Annotated in this window: 20 protein-coding genes; 7 read left to right on the forward strand and 13 right to left on the reverse strand. The window is 61.6% G+C overall.

Annotated features, from left to right (window positions below):
- Positions 1-30: 30 nt before the first annotated feature.
- A complete protein-coding gene (locus AC1DM5_RS32130; RefSeq protein WP_439014191.1) occupies positions 31-258 on the forward strand; it encodes a DUF2093 domain-containing protein in 228 nt (75 codons plus the stop codon).
- Here the strand turns inward: AC1DM5_RS32130 and lpxK are convergent.
- The 6 genes from lpxK to AC1DM5_RS32160 all read right to left on the reverse strand — a co-directional run bounded on the left by lpxK (position 255) and on the right by AC1DM5_RS32160 (position 6106).
- Complete coding sequence (gene lpxK, locus AC1DM5_RS32135) at positions 255-1298, reverse strand: tetraacyldisaccharide 4'-kinase (RefSeq protein ID WP_477822788.1); 1044 nt, start codon at positions 1296-1298, stop codon at positions 255-257. The two genes, AC1DM5_RS32130 and lpxK, sit on opposite strands and share 4 nt — an antisense overlap.
- 105 nt (positions 1299-1403) lie before the next feature.
- Positions 1404-2126, reverse strand: coding sequence for an HAD family hydrolase (locus AC1DM5_RS32140; protein WP_477976582.1), 723 nt, complete (start codon positions 2124-2126; stop codon positions 1404-1406).
- A gap of 9 nt (positions 2127-2135) precedes the next feature.
- A complete protein-coding gene (gene waaA / locus AC1DM5_RS32145) occupies positions 2136-3455 on the reverse strand; it encodes a lipid IV(A) 3-deoxy-D-manno-octulosonic acid transferase (RefSeq protein WP_310378567.1) in 1320 nt (439 codons plus the stop codon).
- A gap of 168 nt (positions 3456-3623) precedes the next feature.
- The gene (locus AC1DM5_RS32150) at positions 3624-3872 is read right to left on the reverse strand and encodes a DUF4170 domain-containing protein (RefSeq protein WP_007814234.1); all 249 of its coding nucleotides are present in this window, start codon (positions 3870-3872) and stop codon (positions 3624-3626) included.
- Positions 3873-3933: 61 nt separating this feature from the next.
- On the reverse strand, positions 3934-4740 hold the full coding sequence (locus AC1DM5_RS32155; protein ID WP_477822790.1) for a 3'(2'),5'-bisphosphate nucleotidase CysQ: 807 nt from the start codon (positions 4738-4740) through the stop codon (positions 3934-3936).
- 16 nt (positions 4741-4756) lie between these two features.
- Positions 4757-6106 carry a TldD/PmbA family protein gene (locus tag AC1DM5_RS32160; RefSeq protein WP_477822791.1) on the reverse strand — a complete coding sequence of 450 codons (1350 nt, stop codon included), beginning with the start codon at positions 6104-6106 and terminating at the stop codon, positions 4757-4759.
- Positions 6107-6220: 114 nt separating this feature from the next.
- On the opposite strand from AC1DM5_RS32160, the gene AC1DM5_RS32165 reads away from it, so the two are divergent.
- Complete coding sequence (locus tag AC1DM5_RS32165; RefSeq protein ID WP_477822792.1) at positions 6221-8032, forward strand: monovalent cation:proton antiporter-2 (CPA2) family protein; 1812 nt, start codon at positions 6221-6223, stop codon at positions 8030-8032.
- A gap of 114 nt (positions 8033-8146) precedes the next feature.
- On the opposite strand, the gene AC1DM5_RS32170 is transcribed toward AC1DM5_RS32165, so the two are convergent.
- Genes AC1DM5_RS32170 through AC1DM5_RS32180 form a run of 3 tightly spaced genes read right to left on the reverse strand, consistent with a single transcriptional unit; the run spans position 8147 to position 11741 of the window.
- On the reverse strand, positions 8147-9028 hold the full coding sequence (locus AC1DM5_RS32170) for a patatin-like phospholipase family protein (RefSeq protein WP_477822804.1): 882 nt from the start codon (positions 9026-9028) through the stop codon (positions 8147-8149).
- 18 nt (positions 9029-9046) lie between these two features.
- Entirely contained in the window at positions 9047-9607 is a 561-nt protein-coding gene (gene rsmD, locus AC1DM5_RS32175) for a 16S rRNA (guanine(966)-N(2))-methyltransferase RsmD (RefSeq protein WP_037105838.1), read from the reverse strand.
- Positions 9588-11741, reverse strand: coding sequence for a pseudouridine synthase (locus AC1DM5_RS32180; RefSeq protein WP_477976584.1), 2154 nt, complete (start codon positions 11739-11741; stop codon positions 9588-9590). The genes rsmD and AC1DM5_RS32180 overlap by 20 nt, the downstream gene beginning before the upstream one ends.
- 89 nt (positions 11742-11830) lie before the next feature.
- On the opposite strand from AC1DM5_RS32180, the gene AC1DM5_RS32185 reads away from it, so the two are divergent.
- The gene (locus AC1DM5_RS32185; RefSeq protein WP_477822805.1) at positions 11831-12268 is read left to right on the forward strand and encodes a nucleoside deaminase; all 438 of its coding nucleotides are present in this window, start codon (positions 11831-11833) and stop codon (positions 12266-12268) included.
- Positions 12265-12570: a hypothetical protein gene (locus tag AC1DM5_RS32190; RefSeq protein ID WP_477822794.1), complete on the forward strand. Its 306-nt coding sequence runs from the start codon at positions 12265-12267 to the stop codon at positions 12568-12570. The genes AC1DM5_RS32185 and AC1DM5_RS32190 overlap by 4 nt, the downstream gene beginning before the upstream one ends.
- Positions 12571-12636: 66 nt before the next feature.
- On the opposite strand, the gene AC1DM5_RS32195 is transcribed toward AC1DM5_RS32190, so the two are convergent.
- On the reverse strand, positions 12637-13266 hold the full coding sequence (locus AC1DM5_RS32195) for a hypothetical protein (protein ID WP_477976586.1): 630 nt from the start codon (positions 13264-13266) through the stop codon (positions 12637-12639).
- Positions 13267-13397: 131 nt separating this feature from the next.
- The gene (ileS, locus tag AC1DM5_RS32200; protein ID WP_477822796.1) at positions 13398-16343 is read right to left on the reverse strand and encodes an isoleucine--tRNA ligase; all 2946 of its coding nucleotides are present in this window, start codon (positions 16341-16343) and stop codon (positions 13398-13400) included.
- Between the two features lie 598 nt (positions 16344-16941).
- Between ileS and AC1DM5_RS32205 the strand changes: the two genes are divergently transcribed.
- The gene (locus AC1DM5_RS32205; RefSeq protein WP_477822797.1) at positions 16942-18156 is read left to right on the forward strand and encodes an MFS transporter; all 1215 of its coding nucleotides are present in this window, start codon (positions 16942-16944) and stop codon (positions 18154-18156) included.
- Positions 18157-18158: 2 nt separating this feature from the next.
- Here the strand turns inward: AC1DM5_RS32205 and AC1DM5_RS32210 are convergent, their stop codons facing one another.
- Both AC1DM5_RS32210 and AC1DM5_RS32215 read right to left on the reverse strand, forming a co-directional pair.
- The gene (locus tag AC1DM5_RS32210; RefSeq protein ID WP_477976588.1) at positions 18159-19142 is read right to left on the reverse strand and encodes a bifunctional riboflavin kinase/FAD synthetase; all 984 of its coding nucleotides are present in this window, start codon (positions 19140-19142) and stop codon (positions 18159-18161) included.
- Between the two features lie 15 nt (positions 19143-19157).
- Complete coding sequence (locus AC1DM5_RS32215; protein WP_007814207.1) at positions 19158-20006, reverse strand: TIGR01459 family HAD-type hydrolase; 849 nt, start codon at positions 20004-20006, stop codon at positions 19158-19160.
- 308 nt (positions 20007-20314) lie between these two features.
- Between AC1DM5_RS32215 and groES the strand changes: the two genes are divergently transcribed.
- Positions 20315-20611: a co-chaperone GroES gene (groES, locus tag AC1DM5_RS32220; RefSeq protein ID WP_477822799.1), complete on the forward strand. Its 297-nt coding sequence runs from the start codon at positions 20315-20317 to the stop codon at positions 20609-20611.
- A 55-nt stretch (positions 20612-20666) separates the two neighbouring features.
- Positions 20667-21700: chaperonin GroEL (gene groEL, locus AC1DM5_RS32225; protein WP_477976589.1), on the forward strand; the 1034-nt coding region annotated here is incomplete at its 3' end.

Genomic DNA, 21700 nt, shown 5'->3' on the forward strand with positions numbered 1-21700 from the left:
ACAGATGACAGACTGCAGGGAATGGAGCGCATGAACTTGTTCGAAGGACACGGAAACCGCGAGGCGAAGATCCGTTATCTCGACGGTGATTTCCAGATTCTGTCGCCCGGCTCCTATGTCGTCTGCGCACTGACCGGTAAACAGGTCCCGCTCGACGAACTTCGCTACTGGAGCGTGGCGCGACAGGAGCCATATGTCGATGTCGCCTCCGCACTGGAAGCCGACCGGCGCGCCGGCGTTCTGCCGACCCAGCGCTAAGTTTTTGCCTTTGTCTCCTTGAGCCGCCGCTCACGGCAGGCTTCAAAGGCTCGGTCGATGATGAGACCGGGGGCGAGCGGGTCGGCGAAGGCCATTTCCACCTCGACGACACGGCAGCGGGCCGCAAGCTGCTCCGCCTTTCCGTGATGGCCGGCGAGACGCACGAAATCCTTCGACGTCGTGACGATCGTCAGGTTCTGCTGGTCTGCGGTCATCAGGAGACCGTCGATCTCTTCCTCGCTTAAATGCTCGTGATCGCCGAAGGAGGTCGCGATCTCGATGGTCGCTCCAAGCGAACGGACCGTGCGAAAGAATTTTTCCGGATCGGCAATACCCGCAAAGGCAAGTACCTTGAGGCCTTCGAGAGAATTCTCGCCGGACACTTTCAGCGCGGCGGTGAAATAGGGCTTGGCAGCGCGCGCCGCGATACGGACGATACGGTCAGCCGCATTGCCATCTCCGACCTTCAGAAGCGCGGTCGCCTGGCGCAGTTGCAGGCGAACCGGCGCGCGCACCGGGCCACCCGGCACGATATGACCGTTGCCGAGACCGCGCGTCGCATCGATCACCAGAAGCGCGTAGTCGATTGCGAGCCGCGCGCTTTGGAAACCATCGTCCATGATGATGAAATCGGCACCTTCTTCGACGAGCCTCACAGCGCCATCGACACGCCTGCGGGAGATCACCGTCAGGGCTTCCTGCGCCAGCAACAGCGGCTCGTCGCCCACGGCGACTGCCCAGTGATGGGCGGGATCGACGACCGTGGTGACATCCAGCGAGCCGCCGTGACCGCGACTTAAGAAACCGGGCTTGAGCCCCTTGGCTTTCGCGGCACGGGCAATGGCAATTGCCGTCGGCGTCTTACCGGCGCCGCCGACCGTGAAATTACCGACGCAGACGACGGGGATCGGAACCGAGGCACGGCGCGCATGGACCATGCGGTAGCCCGCCACGCGACCATAGAGGAAAGAAAGGGGCGACAGAGCCCACGCCTGCCAACCTGCCCGCCTCCACCAGAAAGGCGGCGCTTCGGATATCATGATGCCGTCCCGTTTCCCTTGCCCTCACCCCCCAGGCGAGGTCTCACAAAATCGACCGGGGCGGATTGAGAAGCCAAAACGCGTGAAAATGCAAGTCCTTGCGCCTCAGGCCAGTTGCAAATCCAGCAGCAGGGCTTCGATGTGGGTGATGTCATCGAAAACATGATCGGCGGCGGCGGAGAGTGTTTCACGCGAGCCGGTGCCGGTCAGAACCGCGATCGTCAGGCCGGTTTTTGCGTTCCTGCCCATATGGAGATCGTGGTTGTTATCGCCGACCATGGCAATCTCTTCCGGCTGCAGGCCGGTCGCGGCGCAGAAGCCGAGCACCATGCCGGGCTCAGGCTTGCTGCCGAAGCCGCTGTCGTAACCGGCGATGTAGTCGACATAGTCGGAAATGCCGAAGCGCTGGGCCGTTTGGCGGATCGAGCGCTCATTGTCGCTGGAAGCGATACCGAGCTTGAAGCCACGGCTGTGCAGGCGTCCAAAGAAGGCTGCGAGATCGGTGACCGGCACAGAGAATTCTGCGGCATTGGCAAACAGATTGTCGAGCTTGATCGTCAGCTCGATCACATCGAGTTTCGAGCCGGCGGCAACGAGGCCTTCCGCGATCTGGTGGGTATTGCCGGCAGCAAGCAGGCTGTCGGGAACAATATGGCCTGTGACGGGGTCCATGCCGCATGCGGCAAGGAGGTGATCGGCAAGCGTCGCGTCGCCTTCGGCGGCGATGTGAGCAAGCTCGCGGTTTACCGGCAGCCAGCTTTCATCATAGTCGAGCAGCGTGCCGTCCTTGTCGAAGAGGATGCCCCTGATCTTCGCCTCTGCCGACATGACCGCTCCTCAGGCCTGCGCCACGGCCTTCGGCAGCAGACGCGCCTTCACCGTCAGCGGATTGATATAGGGCTCCAACCCCTTCAACGTGGCGCTGAGCGCGCCGCGCATTTCATGCACGGCCGCGATACCAGCCTGGATCATCTTGCCGCGGGCCTCGTCATTGGTCAGCAGGTAATGCACGCCCTTCGCCAGCATCTCGGTATCACGCACCATGCGGGCGCTGCCGCTGCGCGCGAGCTTCTGATAGGCCTCGCGGAAATTCTGCACATTGCCGCCCGAAAGGATGGCGCAGCCGAGCATGGCCGGCTCGAGCGGGTTCTGGCCGCCCTCGGCAAAGAGCGAGCGGCCGACGAAGGCCACTTCCGTCAGGCGCAGATAAAGGCCCATTTCGCCGATCGTATCACCAAGGAAGATATCGACATCCGGGGTCAGAACATCGTCACGCGTACGGCGAGCGACCTTCAGACCCTGCTTGACGAGGGCGGCCTCGATCTCGTCAGCGCGCTCGGGATGGCGCGGCACGATAATGGTCAGCTGCTTGTCGCGGTCACGCAGCGCCCGATGGACGATGCCGGCGGCATTTTCCTCGCCGTCGAAGGTGGAGATCGCCGCCCATGTCTTGCGGTCGCCGATCTGCTTCTTATAGCGGGCGAAAACAGCACTGTCATAGGGCGGAGCGTCGGTATCGACCTTCAGGTTGCCTGAGGTGATGACCGGCACAGCGCCGAGATCGCGGAAACGCTCTGCATCCAGGTCGGACTGAGCAATGACGAGCGCCAGATTTTCGAAGAGCGCCTCGGCAAGCGACGGGCGGCGGCGCCAGCGGGCGAAGGAGCGGTCGGACATGCGGGCATTGACGAGGATCTGCGGAATGCGGCGACGACCAAGTTCAAGCACGGTCGCGGGCCAGATCTCGGATTCGGCAATGATGGCGCAATCCGGCTGCCAGTAGTCGAGGAAACGGCCGACAGCGGGCTTCAGGTCGAGCGGCACATATTGATGGATCGCGTCATTACCGAGACGTTCAGCAGCAAGCCTTGCAGAGGTGATGGTGCCTGTCGTCAGAATGACATGGATGTCGCGTCGGCGGATTTCACGGATCAGGGGAATGACGGCGTTGGTTTCGCCAACACTTGCGGCATGAAACCAGACGAGCGGGCCTTGCGGCCGATTAGCGCTCGCATAGCCGAAGCGCTCCAACCGGCGGGCGCGGTCTTCCTTGCCCTTGGCCGTGCGGTAGGTGATGTAGAGGCCGACGACCGGCGACGCCACAGTTCCCGCCAGACGGTACGCGTTCAGACCGATCCGCGCCATCCGGGAGCTCATTCGGCGGACCTCCGACCCATGCAGATCGACATCAATCCAATTCCCTAATTATCGTTGCGGCCGCAATGACCGATCAATTTGTTCAGAATGCGTCGATCAAGGGCAAGGAACCGATGCGCAAAGGCCTCCGCTGTGGACAGCGGAGGGCCAGCGGCTTGCTGCTAGGGCTCACTTGCTCCCGGTCGTATCCTGCGGATCGAGCAGACGATGCATGTGGACGATGAAATAGCGCATATGCGCATTGTCGACCGTCTGCTGCGCCTTGGCCTTCCAGGCCGTCAGTGCCGTGGCATAGTCGGGGAAGATACCGACAATATCGAGATCCCCAAGATCCCGGAACTGGATGCCTTCAAGGTTTTCGAGTTCGCCACCGAAGACGAGGTGCAGGAGCTGCTTTTTACCGCCGGAGTCCGTCATTTTTATTCTCTTTCTGCCTATTCTCCTCCGGCCCTTCATCTGAGGGATTTTGACGGAAACGTCAACCATCTCTTAGCTGAGTGAACAAGTCCAGATATTCACGGAGACGCGGGACAGGCGAAGCGCAGAGCGCCTCGTGGCTGACTTTTTCTCTATTATAGGTTGTCGGGTGACCCGAGAGGTCGACGAGACCGCCGCCGGCACGTTCGAGAATAAGATCGGCTGCCGCAATATCCCAGTCGTGGGCATTCCGCCCGACAAACGTCGTGTCCAGCCGGCCATCGGCCACCATGGCGATGCGGTAGGCGAGCGAGGGGATATATTTGACGCGTTCGCTGCGTTCGCGAACCGCCGCCGGCAGAACCTTGAACAGTTCCTCGCTGACGGCAAGCTGGCTGAGATCGGCTTCGCCGCGCGTGGAGACGGAAATCGGCATGCCGTTTTTCAGCGCAGGGCCACCTTCCGCCGCTTCGTAGAGTTCATCGAGCGCCGGCGCATAAAGCGCGCCTGCAACCGGGCGGCCGCGATGGACGATGCCGACGCTGACGCACCAGAGATCCTTACCGGCCAGGAAGGCCCTGGTACCGTCGATCGGATCGACGATGAACAGCGTCTCGTGTTCAAGACGGCCGGCATCGTCGTCAGTCTCTTCCGACAGCCAGCCATAGTCCGGCCGTGCCCTGCGCAGGATAGTTTCGAGCGTTTCATTGGCGGCGAAATCGGCGGCGCTGACGGGCGAGCGTTCCTCGTTCTTCCACCAGACTTCCGGTGACTTGTTGAAGAAACCAAGTGCGACGGCGCCCGCCTGTTTTGCAGCATCGGCGATCAGTGCGAGATCGCTCTGCCAACGGTTGTCCGTGTCGCTCATCGCGTCGATCCGTTCGTCAGCGGCCGGCAAGCGTCATGCCTTCAATGGCGAAGGTCGGAGCAGCCACACCGAATTTACGGTCGATGTCGTTGGCGAGCGTCAGCCGCATGAACATGTCCTTGAGGTTGGAGGCGATCGTCACCTCCGATACCGGGAAGGTGAGTTCGCCGTTTTCGATCCAGAAACCAGTCGCACCCCGGCTGTATTCGCCGGTTATCATGTTGACGCCCTGGCCGATCAGCTCGGTCACGTAGAAACCGTTGCCAACGCTGCGGATCAGTTCTTCGGGGGAAATGTCGCCCGGCTCCAGCGCCAGATTGGTGGAGGCGGGCGTAACCGATGTGCCGCCGCGCACGCCGCGGCCATTGGTTTCCAGACCGCCGATTTCGTTTGCGGTGGAGGTCGACAGGAACCAGTGCTTGAGTACCCCGTCCTCGATCATGACCAGCCGCTCGCCGGAAACGCCCTCACCATCGAAGGGACGGGAGGACGGGCCGCGCACGATCAGGGGGTCATCGGTGATCGACAGGCCCGCTTTCAGCACCTGTTGGCCCATCTTGTCGCGCAGGAAACTCGTCTTGCGGGCAACCGACGCACCATTGATGGCGCCGGCAATATGGCCGACGAAACCACGAGCGATGCGAGGATCGAAGATGACGGTAATACCCTTGCCGGTCGGCACCTGCCGGGGGTTAACGCGTTTGATGGCGCGCTCGCCGGCCCTGCGGCCGATCTCGGCGGGATCGTCCAGTTCGGAATAATAGAGGCGGCTGTCGAAATCATAGTCGCGCTCCATGCCCGTGCCTTCACCGGCAATGACGCTGACGGAGTTGCCGAAGCGCGAAGCCATATAGCTGCCTTCGAAGCCATGCGAAGTGGCGAGCACCAGCCCGCCCATGCCGGCAGAGGCGCCAGCGCCGGAGGAATTGGTGACACCTTTCACTGCAAGGGCCGCCCCTTCGGCGGCAAGAGCCGCTTCCCGCAACTGATCGGCGCCGACTTCGGTCGTGTCGAGAAGCTGCAGGTCGGGATAGGTTTTTGCGAGCCTGTTCTCATCGGCGAGGCAGGCAAACGGATCTTCCGGCGAGACCTTGGCCATGGCAACGGCGCGTTCGGCGAGCGCGGTCAGGTCGAAGCCCGGATTGGCGGAAACGCTTGCCACCCGTTTGCCGACAAAGACGCGCAGCGAAAAGTCGTCGCTCTCGGAGGACTCCGTGCCTTCGACCTTGCCCAGGCGTACGCTGACCGATTGAGCGCGCGAGCGAACGACAACAGCGTCGGCGGCATCAGCACCTGCCTTTTTCGCCAGATCGATCAGTTGACTTGCACGGGAAAGAAGTGTCGAGGAATCGATTTCAGAGGACATGATTTGGCCTTTCCTTCCCGTTCCATTTATTGTGCACTCCCGAAAGCATCAAGGCCGTGGATGCCGATTCTTTTCCTGGCTGCCTGCTTGCCCCGCCATCGAAAGAAATGAAGCATGTCCGCACCCAACGCGCTTTTCACCGAAACGATCCTGCTGCTCGGCGGCGCGGTCGTCGCCGCACCGATCTTCAAGAAGCTCGGGCTCGGCACGGTTCTCGGCTATCTGGCGGCGGGTATCGTCATCGGGCCGATCTTTCATGGCATTACCGATGGCGAGCAGATCCTCGATGTCGCCGAACTTGGCGTCGTCTTTCTGCTGTTCATCATCGGGCTTGAATTGAAGCCCACCCGCCTCTGGCAGATGCGGCGCGACATCTTCGGTCTCGGCACGGCGCAGGTGGTGGTGACGGGCCTTGCGCTGACAGCACTTGCCTGGTTTTCCGGCGTGCTCGAATGGCGCGGCAGCATCGTCGCCGGCTTCGGGCTGGCGCTTTCTTCCACCGCATTCGCCATGCAGATCCTCGAAGGCGACGGCGACGTCAATACCCGTTACGGGCAGCGCTCCTTCTCCATGCTGCTGTTTCAGGATCTGGCGATCGTGCCGCTTCTGGCAGTCGTCACCATCCTCGATGGCGACAAGGGCAGCGGTAACCCACTCGTCGACTTCGGCATTTCCATTGCGGCGGTCGGTGCGATGATCATCATGGGCCGATACCTGCTGACACCCCTGTTCCAGATCATCGCCCGCACCGGCGCGCGCGAAGCGATGATCGCGGCCGCGCTCTTCGTCGTGATGGGATCGGCAAGCCTGATGCAGTTTGCCGGGCTCTCGATGGCGATGGGCGCCTTCCTGTCCGGCGTCATGCTGGCGGAATCTTCCTACCGGCATGAGCTGGAAGCAGATATCGAGCCGTTCCGCGGCGTCCTTCTCGCTATCTTCTTCATCGCCGTCGGCCTGTCGTTGCAGCTTCAGGTGCTGCTCGACAATGTGCTCTTCATCATCATTGCCGTACCGATCATTATGGCGGTGAAAGCGCTCATCATCTACGTGCTCTGCCGTGTGGCGCGTTCTTCGCATAACGATGCCGTTCGCATCGCCTTCCTGCTGCCGCAGGGCGGGGAATTCGGTTTCGTCCTCTTCACCACGGCTGCTGTCGCCGGGCTGATGTCGAGCAGCACGGCTTCGCTGCTCGTTGCGATCGTCACCCTTTCCATGGCGCTGACACCACTTGGCGCAGCGCTTTCCAAGCGGATGTTGACGGGAGAAGAGCACGAAGAACTCGACGAGGATTTCGAGGGTGCGGGTGCGGACGTGCTGATGGTCGGCTTCTCGCGTTTCGGCCAGATCGCCGCGCAGATCCTGCTTGCCGGCGGCCGCAGCGTCACCGTCATCGACTTCTCCGCCGACCGCATCCGGCAGGCATCCTCCTTCGGTTTCCGCATCTATTTCGGCGATGGCACTCGCAAGGACGTGCTGCGTTCGGCCGGCATTGATAGGGCCAAGATCGTGCTCGTCTGCACCCAGAAGAGGGAGATCACCGACAAGATCGTCGAACTGATCCAGGCCGACTACCCGCAGACGACGCTCTTCGTGCGCTCCTATGACCGCATTCACTCCATCGAACTGCGCAACAAGGGCGTCGATTACGAGCTGCGCGAAACGCTGGAATCTGGTCTGCTATTCGGCCGGCGCACACTGGAGGCGCTCGGTGTCGCCGAAGTCGATGCCTACGAGATCGGCGAGGACATTCGCAAGCGCGACGAAGCGCGGCTGGTGCTGCAGGTTTCGGAGGGCCTGCAAGCGGGACAGGACCTGCTGTTTTCGAAGCCGATCCATCCGGAGCCGCTGGTCAAGCCCAAGCGTGCGCCCGGTCCCTTCGACAACGATCCGCTGGCAAATACGGCCGATGTGACGGCGGACGCTTGAGGCGATACTAGAGTATTTCCGTTTTTCTTCGAATCACGAAAATACTCTATCTCTTTGTTTTCACGCAATTCCGGACGCAAAACCGCTACGCACTTTTGCTGGAATTGCTCTAATTTACCGCTTCAACCGCGCTTCGATTTCCCGATCGAGCGCATATTTCAGCTCGTCCTTGACGCCAACCGACATGGCAAGCACATCGCGCGCCTTCAGGAAATCCATGACGCCGGTGCGGCCGACGATGGGGCGCAGGAAGATATGCGGCCGCAGGAGCTTCAGCTTCAGGGAAATCGCCGCCTGCATCATCAGCTGGCCGGAGCCGAAGATGCTCTCCATCCGGTTCGGGATATGGGTGCCGTCGCCTTCGGGCGCGCCGACGACATCAATGCCGATGACGATATCGGCAAGATCCATCAGGCATTCGTAGGGAACGGGATTGGCAATACCGCCATCGATCATCACGCGGCCGTGCAGCCTGACCGGCATGAAGACCGCAGGAATAGCCGATGATGCGGCGAGTGCCGGAAAAAGCTGGCCTTGGTCGACGATGACCTCGGCTTGGCCGTAATAGTCGGTGGCGATCACTTTCATCGGCACCAGCAGATCCTCGAAGCGCGCCGGAAGCTCTGAGGGCAGGAAGGCTTTCAGGATGCGTTCGAGATTGAACTGGCCGATGCGGATGCCCTTGGCCACGGCATCGCGTACGGTCGTCGGGCGCAGCCCCCAGATACGGCTGACAACGGCTGCCTTGTTGCCGACTGTTGCCAGCGCGTGCTCACGAATCTCCGCGCCCGACATGCCGGCCGCCATACCGGCGCCCATAATGGCGCCGATCGAGGAACCCGAGATCGCCACCGGGCGGATGCCGAGTTCATCCAGCGTTTCGATGATGTGGATATGCGAGAGGCCGCGTGCGCCACCGCCGCCAAAGGCGACGGCAACCGTCGGAAGGTCGCTGATCGCAGGCGATTTCGGACTGATGATTTCCGCCTGCACGATCTGCCCCCAACGCGCCCGCTACTGCGGCTGATACCGGAAGAAATGTACTCTTGTGTCGCCGAATATTCGGCTTTCGAGGAAAACATAGGAAGGATGGACCGAAACGGCAACATCCGCGCGTTCTTCCAGAACGGTAATCGCGCCAGGCTTGAGCCAGCCGCCTTCGGCCGCCGCCGCAAGCGCTTTTTCGCCGAGCCCCCGGCCATAGGGCGGATCGGCAAAGAGCATGTCGAAAGGCTCGAGATTGCCGATGCTGCCGAGATCGGTCGCATCACGGCGCAGGATTCGCGTCCTGCCATGCAGACCGAGCGCATCGATGTTTTCCCAGAGGAGCGCCCTGCCCTCCACGCTATTCTCAACGAACAGCGCATGGCGACAGCCACGTGAGACGGCTTCGAGGCCGACCGCGCCCGTACCGGCGAAAAGATCGAGTATCCGGGTGCCATCGATGCATTCCGGATAGGCATGGCTCAGAATATTGAACAGGCTCTCACGCGTCCGGTCCGCAGTCGGCCGGATGTCGTTGGATTTTGGTACGGCAAGCGGCCGTCCGCGAAACTCACCGCCGACGATCCGCACCGCGCGTCATTCCCTTGCCTTTCGCACCACCTCTGGAAGGCCCGCCGGAAGGCTTGCCACCACCGCCCGGCCGATCGCCTTTCGGCTTGCCGGAAAAATTCTTTGCCCCGCGGGGTTTGTCACCTTGGGGACGTTCCGAACGGCCCTCGCCGCCAAAGCTTCTCGCCGGACGCGAAGAACGCTCGCCACCCTCCTCGCGCGGACGATCGCGGAAGGAACGCGGACGTTCTTCCCCCTCCGTACGCGGACGACGKTCGCCACGCGGCTTGTCACCAACGGGTTTGTCGCCGCGGACGCGCTCGGAGCGGCCTTCGCCGGCAAAGCTTCTGGCCGGACGCGAAGCGCGTTCGCCTCCGTCCTCACGCGGCCGATCGCGGAAGGACCGCGGGCGTTCTTCTCCCTCCGTACGTGGACGACGGTCACCACGCGGCTTGTCGCCGAAGGGTTTGTCGCCACGCGGACGCTCCGAGCGACCTTCGCCGCCGAAGCTTCTGGACGGACGCGAAGAACGTTCGCCACCTTCCTCACGCGAGCGGCTGCGGAAGGGACGCGAGCCCTCTTCGCCTTCCGTGCGTGGACGGTGCTCGCCACGCGGCTTGCCACCAAAGGGCTTGTCGCCACGCGGACGCTCCGAGCGGCCTTCGCCGCCGAAGCTTCTGGCTGGACGCGAAGAACGTTCGCCACCCTCTTCTCGCGGACGGTCGCGGAAGGAACGCGGACGCTCCTCTCCACCCGTACGCGGGCGACGTTCGCCACGCGGCTTATCACCAAAGGAGCGCTTGCGGCCGAAACCTTCATCCTCATCGCGCTTGGCAGGCGTCTCGCTCGAGCGGATCCATTCGCCATCCTCTTCATGGATGCGATTGATCTGCGGGCGCAGCCGATCGGCTGCAGGATCGAAGCGCTGCTCCTTCACAGGTGCCGTTTCACCGCGACGGCGCGCGGTCTGTGCATTCTTGGCAGCCTTGGCCGCTGCCTTCTCACCAAGCGGACGAGCACCGGGTGCCATCCACACATTGGCATTGCGGCGGCTGCCGAGCGCCGGGCGCTTCGGCCGGTCGTCTTCGCTACGACGGTCGTCCTTTCGATCGTCTCGGCGATCATCGCGACGGTCGTCGCGCTTGGTATCGAGGCGGCTCAGCGCCCGTTCGCGCTTGTCCTCGTCGCGACGGGGACGTTCGCGGCGCTCAGGCGCCGGTTCTTCGGACTCTTCGGCTGCAACGGCCGGGGCATTATAGAGCGGCGCATCGAAATTCGCTTTGGCATCTTCGATGAGACGCGGGCCGAGCTGGTCGCGCAACGTGCGGCCGCGCACCTCGATTACATGCCCCTCGGGCAGTTCACCAAGCTGGAAGGGGCCGTAGGAAATGCGGATCAGGCGGTTGACCTCGAGACCAAGCGCGCCGAGCACGTTCTTGATTTCGCGGTTCTTGCCTTCGCGCAGGCCCATGGTGATCCAGACATTGGAACCCTGCGTGCGGTCGAGCGTCGCTTCGATGGAGCCGTAGAGAACGCCTTCGACGGCAATACCGTCCTTCAGCTTGTCCAGCGCATCCTGATCGATATCGCCATGGGCGCGCACGCGGTAGCGGCGCAGCCAGCCGGTGGTCGGCAGTTCCAGCGCACGGGCCAGGCCGCCGTCATTGGTGAGCAGCAGTAGGCCTTCAGTATTGATGTCGAGACGACCGATCGACATGACACGCGGAAGCTCTTCCGGCAGATTGTCGAAAACGGTCGGGCGTCCCTCCGGATCGGAATTCGTCGTCACAAGTCCCTGCGGCTTGTGGTAGAGCCAAAGGCGCGTGCGCTCGATGCCGCGGATCGGCACGCCATCGACTTCGATCTTGTCTTCGAGCGTGACGTTGACGACGGGCGTGTCCAGGAGCTTGCCGTTCAGCGTGACACGGCCGTCCATGATCATGCGTTCGATATCGCGACGGGAGGCGACGCCAGCGCGCGCCATCACCTTGGAGATACGTTCCGCCTTGGCGTCGCCATCCGCTTCGTTAGCAGCGACTTTCGCGGCAGCAGCCTTCAACGGCTTCTCGCTGCCGGTCTTCTGGCCGCTTTTGGACCGGGCTTCGCGCGCGGGGGCCTTGGTGCCGGGGCGTTTTGGCTTGTCTTTGGGTGTCATTTGTTGTTTGCCTGCCTTTTCGGCCTGTCTATCAGGTCATGCACCTGCGGTTAAGTGGAAATTCTGCGAACGTGAAGACAAATCGATTTATGGAGATGGCGCTCGAGGAAGCGCGCGCTGCTGGGGAGCGCGGCGAAGTGCCGATCGGCGCCGTCATCGTCGTCGATGGCGCGGCAGTCGCCGCCTCCGGAAACCGCACGCGGGAACTCAACGACGTCACCGCCCATGCCGAAATTGCCACCATTCGCATGGCCTGCGAAAAGCTTGGCCTGGAACGGCTTACCGGCGCCGACCTCTATGTCACGCTGGAGCCTTGCACCATGTGTGCGGCGGCGATTTCCTTCGCCCGTGTCCGCAGGCTCTATTACGGCGCGGAAGACCCGAAGGGCGGAGCGGTCGACAATGGCGTGCGTTTCTATGCCCAGCCGACCTGCCATCACGTGCCGGAGGTCTATTCCGGCTTCAACGAGACCGAGTCGGCGGATATGCTGAGGGCATTCTTTACTGAGAGAAGAGACCTGCCATGATCCTGGCCATCGGAACCATCATCGTCATGGGCGTGCTTGCAGCCTACGCCAACCGGACAGTTGCGCCCGGCGTGGCGAAGTTGCAAATGCAATGGTCACTGAAAGGAAGTGTGAACTGGACGGCGCCGCGGACGATCGCTTTCGCCTTCATTCCAGGGCTTGCAGCTATCATCATGGCCGCGATCCTGCTCAGCGACCAAGTGCGCAATGCCGATATTGCCTTGATGGGTGGCGTCCTTCTCGCGTGCCAGCTTCTGCATATCACGCTGACGCAACGCTGGTTTAACGCGTCGCGCCGCTAAACATTTCCGTTTTGCTTCTACGCAATTCCGGACGCAAAACCGCTGCACATTTTTGCTGAATTGCTCTTACTGAAGGATCTGCCACCACTTGGTGCCGCTATTTGCGACCGCTGCATCCTTCTTGCGCTGCTTCGCCTTCTTCTGCTCCGGCGTGCCAAGGTCATCGAGCTTGGCAGGATCGTCAACGGCGCGATATTCGGTCGGCGGATCGGAAATGTAGCGGCGCTGGTCGATATAGGCCCCCTTCTGCAGCGCGCGCGCTTCGCGATAGGCCTTGGTCTGGGCTTCGCTCGTCTGGCGGCCGCCTTCGATGGCGGAGCTGGCCAGCGGCGAGCGATAGCTCGGATTGTCCGAATTCTCGTCGGCTTCCTTCACGAGACGGGCGCGGGCCTCTTCCGGGGATTCAACCCACTCAGGATTGTCCTTGTTGGCGATATTCTGCTGCGGCGCGACGAGGGTTTCCTTCTGCGCGGGCGCAGGCATGACCAGCGTCGGACGCGGCGTGTATTTCACGCCTGTGTTCTTCGGGCCGGGACCGGTCAGCGAAACCGACTGACCGAGGTCGTCGGTAAGCTGCTCCATGGCGGTCTTGTCGGTGCCGTAGGTCGGGCTGCTGGCGCAGCCGGACATCGTGGAGCTTGCCGCCAGAACAACAGACAGGCAGGCGCCCAAACGGAACCAATGCGTCGCTAACATGAAAACCCTTCCCGCATGCCGGAATCAGTACTGTCCACCAGACAATCGTCCCCCTGACGCAAAAATCCGGCCATTTTCAGGCAGCTTTTACCGGATGAACGCCGTAAAGGCAATTCACCCGGTAAATATCTTCAGGCCTGGATGCCGAGTTCGCGCAGTGCCGCAGCATCACGCGCCGAAACGTCGGGGTAATCAGGATCGGAACCGACATCTGTCGTGATGCGCCAGGAACGGGCGCATTTTACGCCTTCTGCGAGCTTCGGAACGACCGCGACTTCAGCCACTTCCGCCAGACGGAAGGCATCGGCCGGGCCGGCATCGGCAGTGATCGTGATATCGGAGGTGATGCAGACCTCGCTGAAATCCTGACCTTCGAGCGCCTTTCGCAGTTCCGCATCGCCGACATGGACGACCGGGGCTGCTTCCAGCGAGGAGCCGATGCGCTTGTCCTTGCGCTCGATTTCGAGCGCGCCGGTGACGACGCTGCGGATGGCGCGGATCTTCTTCCACTTTTCGGCCAGCGCCTCGTTGCGCCATTCGCCGGCGACCGGGGCGAACTGCTCCAGATGCACGGAGACGGCCGAGGGATTGCGCGAGAGCCATGCCTCTTCCGTCGTGAAGGGCAGCATCGGCGCAAGCCAGGTCACCATGCAATCGAAGATCATGCGGATGACATAGAGGGCCGAACGGCGGCGAAGGCTGGAAGGCGCATCGCAGTAGAGCGCATCCTTGCGGATATCGAAGTAGAAGGCCGAGAGCTCGACATTGGCGAAGTCGATGAGCGCGCGAGCGATCTTCTTGAAGTCGAAAGCATCGTAGTTTTCGCGCACGAGCTGATCAAGCTCGGACAGGCGATGCAGCATCAGTTGCTCCAGCTCCGGCAGATCCTTGAGCGCGATGACCTCGCCCTTGTCGTGGGCCAGCGTGCCGAGCATCCAGCGGATCGTGTTGCGCAGCTTGCGATAGGCATCCACGTTGGTCTGGATGATCGTCTTGCCGACGCGCAGGTCGTCCGCGTAGTCTGACGTCATGACCCAGAGACGGAGGATGTCGGCGCCGGCATCCTTCATGACTTCCTGAGGGGCTGTGACGTTGCCTTTCGACTTCGACATCTTCTCGCCCTTCTCGTCCATGGTGAAACCATGGGTGAGAACGGCGTCATAAGGCGCACGGCCGCGTGTCGCTGCCGATTCCAGCAGCGAGGAGTGGAACCAGCCGCGATGCTGGTCGGAGCCTTCGAGATAGAGATCAGCCGGCCATTTCAGGTCGGGGCGGTCTTCCAGCGTGAAGGTATGGGTCGAGCCCGAGTCGAACCAGACGTCGAGGATGTCCATGACCTGCGACCACTTGGCCGGGTCGTGCTCGTTGCCGAGGAAACGCTCCTTGGCGCCTGCGGCAAACCAGGCATCGGCGCCTTCGGCATCGAAAGCATCGAGGATGCGCTGGTTGACGGCATCGTCCTGCAACACCTGGCCCTGTTCATCGACGAAGACGCAGATCGGCACGCCCCACGCTCTTTGACGAGAAAGCACCCAGTCCGGGCGCTGCTCGATCATGGCGCGCAGGCGGTTCTGGCCGGCGGCCGGCACGAAACGCGTGTCGTCGATCGCCTTCAGCGCGCGGGTGCGCAGCGTCGTGCCATCAGCCAGTGTCTTGTCCATATAGACGAACCACTGCGGTGTGTTGCGGAAGATCACCGGCTTCTTGGAGCGCCAGGAATGCGGATACTGATGCTTGAGGCGGCCACGGGCAAAGAGCGCGTTGCGCTCGATCAGCGCCTTGATGACGCGGTCATTGGCATCGCCCTTCTTGCCGTTGTCGTCGATGACGCGTGCGCCTTCGAAGCCGGGCGCATCGGCAGTATAGAAGCCGCCGTCGTCAACCGGGAACGGGATCTTGGTCTCGATGCCGCGTCCTTCGATTTCGCGGGCATGCGCCATCCAGACATCAAAGTCTTCGCGGCCGTGGCTCGGCGACGTATGAACGAAACCGGTACCGGCATCGTCGGTGACGTGGTCGCCTTCGAGCAATGGCACGTCGAATACATAGCCGCCGCCAACACCCTTGAGCGGATGGGCGCAGGTGGTTGCAGCGAGATCGGCAGCAGTGACGTCAGCGAGACGCTTGTACTGCAGCTTTGCCTTGGCGAAGCTCTCTTCGGCGAGCTTGTCGGCAAAGATCAGCTTTTCGCCCGGACGCGGGCCGAAATCGTTCTCGGCAGCTGTTACTTCATACAGGCCGTAGGAAACGCGCGACGAATAGGCGATCGCCCGGTTGCCGGGGATCGTCCAGGGCGTGGTAGTCCAGATGACGACGGACGCTCCAACCAGCAATTCACCGTGTTCAAAATCTTTCTCGACCACCTTTGCTGGCGCCACAACCCGCACGACCGGGAACTTCACCCAGATAGTGTCGCTCTCATAGTCATGGTATTCAACCTCGGCTTCCGCCAGCGCAGTGCGCTCGACGACCGACCACATGATCGGCTTGGAGCCACGGTAAAGCTGGCCGCTCCTGGCGATCTTCAGCAGTTCGCCGGCGATGCGGCTTTCCGCGTGGAAGTTCATCGTCAGATAGGGGTTTTCGAAATCGCCGATGATGCCGAGGCGCTGGAACTCGCCGCCCTGGATGGCGATCCACTTTTCGGCATAGGCGCGGCATTCGCGGCGGAATTCGATCATCGCCGACGGCTCGGTCAGGTCAGGCTTGGCCTTGCCCTTGGCGCGGTAGTTTTCTTCCTCGATCTTCCATTCGATCGGCAGGCCGTGGCAGTCCCAGCCGGGAACGTAGTTGGAGTCGTAACCGCGCATCTGGAAGGAGCGAGTGATGACGTCCTTGAGGATCTTGTTCAGCGCATGGCCGATATGGATATTGCCGTTGGCATAGGGCGGGCCGTCGTGGAGGACGAACTTTTCGCGGCCGGCGGCGGAGGCGCGCAGCTTCTTGTAGAGGTCCATCTGCTGCCAGCGGGCAACGAGTTCCGGCTCCTTCTGCGGGAGGCCGGCGCGCATCGGAAAATCCGTCTCAGGCAGGTAGAGGGTCTTCGAGTAATCGATCTTTTCGGCTGTGTCGGTCATGTGTGACAATCGCTTCTGGCGGCCCGAACAAGGGCACGCGGATATGAAATCTGTGGTGACGGAAAGCGCTCGCGCAAGCCAAGCGCCGAAAACCCGGACCTTCCGGCCGCTCAGCGCGCGCGGAAGACCGGGCCGATAATTCGTATCGAATGCGCCAGCCGGAATTTACTCATTGCGCCGGTTCATAGGCGCTTTTCAGCGGAAAAGGAAGAGGGATTTCAGTCTCTCAGCCTCACGAAAAGCCGTAGGCTGCATGCCTGCCGCTTCGCTCCAACTGGATTCAGGAACTGCGCTCAAGCTCTCGCAGCCCCGGTGCCGGCGTCGGCAGATTGACGATGACGGCAACGAGGGCGTTCACTGTCCCACCGTTCCAGAACCCTTGTCCATGTCGAGATTGCCTTTCGGATTTTGGGCACGGTCAATGCGCGGGCGATCGGTTGGCAAACGCCTGGGACAGGCGATGGCTGCAGTTTTGCTGGTCCCAATACAAAAAATCCAAAAACCCCTGTCGAATTCCCTCTTGCCCGAACGTCTTTGACTCGCAGGCATGGGAAATTCATCATGCCGATCAAACCCGCCCGCAAGGAGTGATGTGGATATGAGCAGTTCCTATCGTTGGGTAATCGTCGCGGCCGGCGCACTGATGACGTGCGTTGCTCTCGGCGCCATGTTTTCTCTCGCCATTTTCCAGCAACCAATCGCCGACGCGACCGGCTGGTCGCATGCCGGCATCGCCAGTGCCATGACGCTGAATTTCATCGTCATGGGCGTAGGCGGCTTCTTCTGGGGTGCTGCCAGCGACCGATACGGACCGCGCCCCGTGGTGTTGATCGGCTCCGTCATCCTCGGGCTGGCGCTGATGCTTGCCAGCCGTGCGGAAACGCTTCTGCAATTCCAGCTGACCTATGGCGTGCTGGTCGGGCTTTCAGCCAGTGCCTTTTTCGCGCCGATGATCGCCGCGACGACGGAGTGGTTCGACGAGAACCGCGGCCTTGCCGTCTCGCTGGTTTCGGCAGGCATGGGTGTTGCGCCGATGACGATCTCGCCTTTCGCGCGCTGGCTGATCACCGCTTATGACTGGCGCCCGGCGATGATGATCATCGGCATCGGTGCGCTCATCCTGATGATCCCGGCAGCACTTCTCGTCCGTCGGCGGCCGTCGCCACCGCAGGATACGCATGAGGCCATCGTGTCAGCCGATGGCAGTGCCCCCAATCTGTGGCGGGTCTTCCGCTCGCCGCAGTTCATCGTGCTCGGGCTGACCTTCTTTGCCTGCTGTGCCGCCCATTCCGGACCGATCTTCCATATGGTGAGCTACGCAACATTCTGCGGCGTCGCCCCCATGGCCGCCGTGAGCATCTACAGTGTCGAAGGACTTGCAGGCCTCGGCGGCCGCCTGGTCTATGGGACATTAGCAGACCGGATCGGCGTGAAGCCGGTCATTATCGCGGGCTTGCTGATACAGGCGGCGGCGCTTGCCACCTATCTTGCCGTCAGCAAGCTCGGCGAGTTCTATGCGCTCGCCGTCATCTTCGGCAGCGCCTATGGCGGAGTGATGCCGCTCTATGCGGTGCTGGCGCGCGAATATTTCGGCCCGCGCATCATCGGCACGGTGTTCGGGGCAGCGACGATGCTGTCAAGTCTCGGCATGGCCTTCGGCCCGCTGATCGGCGGCTGGATCTACGATACCTATGCCAACTATTCGTGGCTCTTCATCGGCTCCGCGCTGGTCGGGCTCGGTGCGGCAGCCATTGCACTCGCTTTCCCGCCGTTACCGCGCCAGAAATCACAGCCAGCGCTCGGCACGGCCTGAGGTCAATCGAAACAGAGCTTCCGGTCGAGCTCGCCGAGCGGTCTCACACCTGACAGAAGCACCCTCGCCTCCTCTTCGTCGCGCTTGATTTGCGCGACGAGCGGATCGAGCCCGTCGAACTTCAGTTCGGGGCGAAGATAGCCGAAGAAGGAGACCGAGCAGGTCTGGCCGTAGAGATCGCCGCTGAAATCGAAAAGGTAGGTTTCAAGCAGCGGCGCGCCGTTTTCCGTCACTGTCGGGCGCCGGCCATAGCTCGCCACCGCATCATAGAGCTYGCCGTTTTCGAGSCGGAATCGCACGGCATAGATTCCGGCTGCAAGTTCCGCTTCCGGCGGCAGCTGCATGTTGGCGGTCGGGAAGCCAAGCTGGCGGCCGAGCTTCTCTCCGTCAATGACCTTCGACTGGACCGTATAATGATAGCCGAGCATGGCGGCGACCGAGGAGACATCGCCTTCCTTCAGCAGCGCGCGGATATGGCTCGATGAGACGACATCGGTATTCTCGTCGCGGAAGGCGTCGATCAGGGTGACGCCGAAACCATATCTGTTGCCGGCATCCATCAGGAAGGCAGGCCCACCCTCGCGGCCGCGGCCGAAATGGAAATCGAAGCCGGTCACCACCTCGGACGCGCCTAGCCAGTCCTTCAGGATGGAATGGATGAACTCTTCCGCCGAGCGCTGTGAAAATTCGTAATTGAAGGGGTATTCAATGACCGCGTTGAAGCCCAACTCTTCCAGGATGCGGGCCTTGAACGGCGCCGGCGTCAGGCGGAAGACCGGTGCATCCGGCTTGAAGACGGTGCGTGGATGCGGCTCGAAGGTCAGCACCAGGGCGGGAATGCCCCGCTCTTTTGCGATATCGAGAGCCCGGTTCAGCACCGATTGATGGCCGCGATGGACGCCGTCGAAATTGCCGATGGCGATGACACCGCCCTTCAAATGCTCGGGCAGCGGATCACGGGTTTCATTGCGGTGGAAAACGGTCATCGGCTTGCTTTTCTCTTATGCCAGGCGCGGCATCCACCACTTCGGCGCTGCCTTTTCCCGTTCGAGATAGGCGTGCAGGATCGCCTCGTCGGTCTCGCCGTGCAGCGTATATTCCTTCGCGTGGATACCACCGCTGATGTAAAGAAGGTCGAGGCCATAATTCAAGGCGCCGCGAACATCCGTCGGCATGCCGTCGCCGATCGCCAGCACACGGTCGATCGGGAAATCACCACGGACCTCGCGGGCAGCGGCAAGTGTGGCCTCATAGATCGGCCGGTGTGGCTTGCCAGCGATCCGGGTGGAGCCTCCGAGTTGCTCATAATAGGCGGCCATGGCGCCGGCGCAGGGAATGATGCGGTGACCGCGCTCGACGACAAGGTCGGGATTGGCGCAGATCATCGGCACATTACGGGCTTTGAAGTCCAGCAGCATGTCCGTGTAATCCTCGGGCGTCTGCGTCTCGTCGTCGAAAAAGCCGGTGCAGACGACGGATGTGGCGTCGCCGGCGGCAGCGCGTTCGATATCGAGGCCTTCAAGGATCGGATTGTCGCGCTCGGGGCCAAGCAGGAAGACTTCACGCGGACCTTCGGCAATCAGCGCGCGGGTGACGTCGCCCGAAGTGACGATGCGGTCATAGGCGCTATCGGGCACGCCGATCTGGCGCAGCTGCTCGACGACCTGCCAGGAGACGCGCGGCGAATTGGTGATGAGAACGACGGTCAGGCCAGCGGCACGGGCGGCCTGCAGCGCCTCGCCGGCCTTAGGAAACGGATCGACGCCGTTATGCACGACACCCCAGACATCACAGAGCACCGCGTCATATCGATCGGTGATCTCGGAGAAGTTCGCAATCCGCTTTGCCATTCCGCTTTCCTGCTTCGCTTTCTGTCACCGGTGACATTGCAAAGGCGGGCTTCAATGGCAAGGCATTTTCTGCGTCAGGCAAAGAACGCCGGAGGTTCAAAAGCTGGACGTGAGCAAAGCTCGGTAACCACGCTGGACAAATCCTACCTGTCTCCACAATTCCGGCACAAAAATCCGTGATGGCTCTTCTTGACTCCTTCTGGAGCCATCCCTAAATGCACGGCGGTAGCACTCACGGGAGTTGAGTGCTAACACCTTCATTGTGGACCAACCCGGTCCGCGAATGTCATTTGATCGAGGGATTAGCAATGGCAAGCACCAATTTCCGCCCGCTTCACGATCGCGTCGTCGTCCGTCGCGTTGAATCCGAAGCGAAGACCAAGGGTGGCATCATCATCCCGGACACCGCCAAGGAAAAGCCGCAGGAAGGCGAAATCGTCGCCGTCGGTTCCGGCGCTCGTGACGAAGCCGGCAAAATCGTTCCGCTCGACGTCAAGGCTGGCGACCGCGTTCTGTTCGGCAAGTGGTCGGGCACGGAAGTCAAGATCGACGGCGAAGACCTTCTGATCATGAAGGAAGCCGACATCATGGGCATCATCGGCTAATCGGCCGATTGTCTTTCATCGAAATCGCTGACACCCCTTTTCAGGAGTTCTCAAAATGGCAGCTAAAGAAGTAAAGTTCGGCCGCAGCGCGCGCGAAAAGATGCTGCGCGGCGTCGACGTCCTCGCTGACGCAGTGAAGGTCACGCTCGGTCCGAAGGGCCGCAACGTCGTTATCGACAAGTCCTTCGGCGCTCCGCGCATCACCAAGGACGGTGTTTCGGTCGCCAAGGAAATCGAACTCGAAGACAAGTTCGAAAATATGGGCGCCCAGATGGTCCGCGAAGTTGCCTCGAAGACCAACGACATCGCCGGCGACGGCACCACGACCGCCACGGTTCTCGCACAGGCCATCGTTCGCGAAGGCAACAAGGCTGTTGCAGCCGGCATGAACCCGATGGACCTGAAGCGCGGCATCGACCTCGCTGTTGCTGAAGTCGTCAAGGATCTCCAGGCCAAGGCCAAGAAGATCTCCACGTCTGAAGAAGTTGCCCAGGTCGGCACGATCTCCGCAAACGGCGACAAGCAGGTCGGTCTCGACATTGCTGAAGCCATGCAGAAGGTCGGCAACGAAGGTGTCATCACCGTCGAAGAAGCCAAGACCGCTGAGACCGAGCTCGAAGTCGTCGAAGGCATGCAGTTCGACCGCGGCTACCTGAGCCCGTACTTCGTCACCAACCCGGAAAAAATGGTTGCTGACCTCGAAGACGCCTTCATCCTGCTGCACGAAAAGAAGCTCTCGAACCTGCAGTCCATGCTCCCGGTTCTCGAAGCTGTCGTTCAGACCGGCAAGCCGCTCCTCATCATCGCTGAAGACGTCGAAGGCGAAGCTCTTGCGACCCTCGTCGTCAACAAGCTGCGCGGCGGCCTGAAGATTGCTGCCGTCAAGGCTCCGGGCTTCGGCGATCGCCGCAAGGCCATGCTGGAAGACATCGCTATCCTGACGGGCGGCACTGTCATTTCCGAAGACCTCGGCATCAAGCTCGAGTCTGTCACCCTCGACATGCTCGGCCGCACCAAGAAGGTTTCGATCTCCAAGGAAAACACCACGATCGTCGACGGCGCTGGCGCCAAGTCCGACATCGAAGGCCG

The organism is Rhizobium sp. 01T437 (assembly GCF_056398505.1).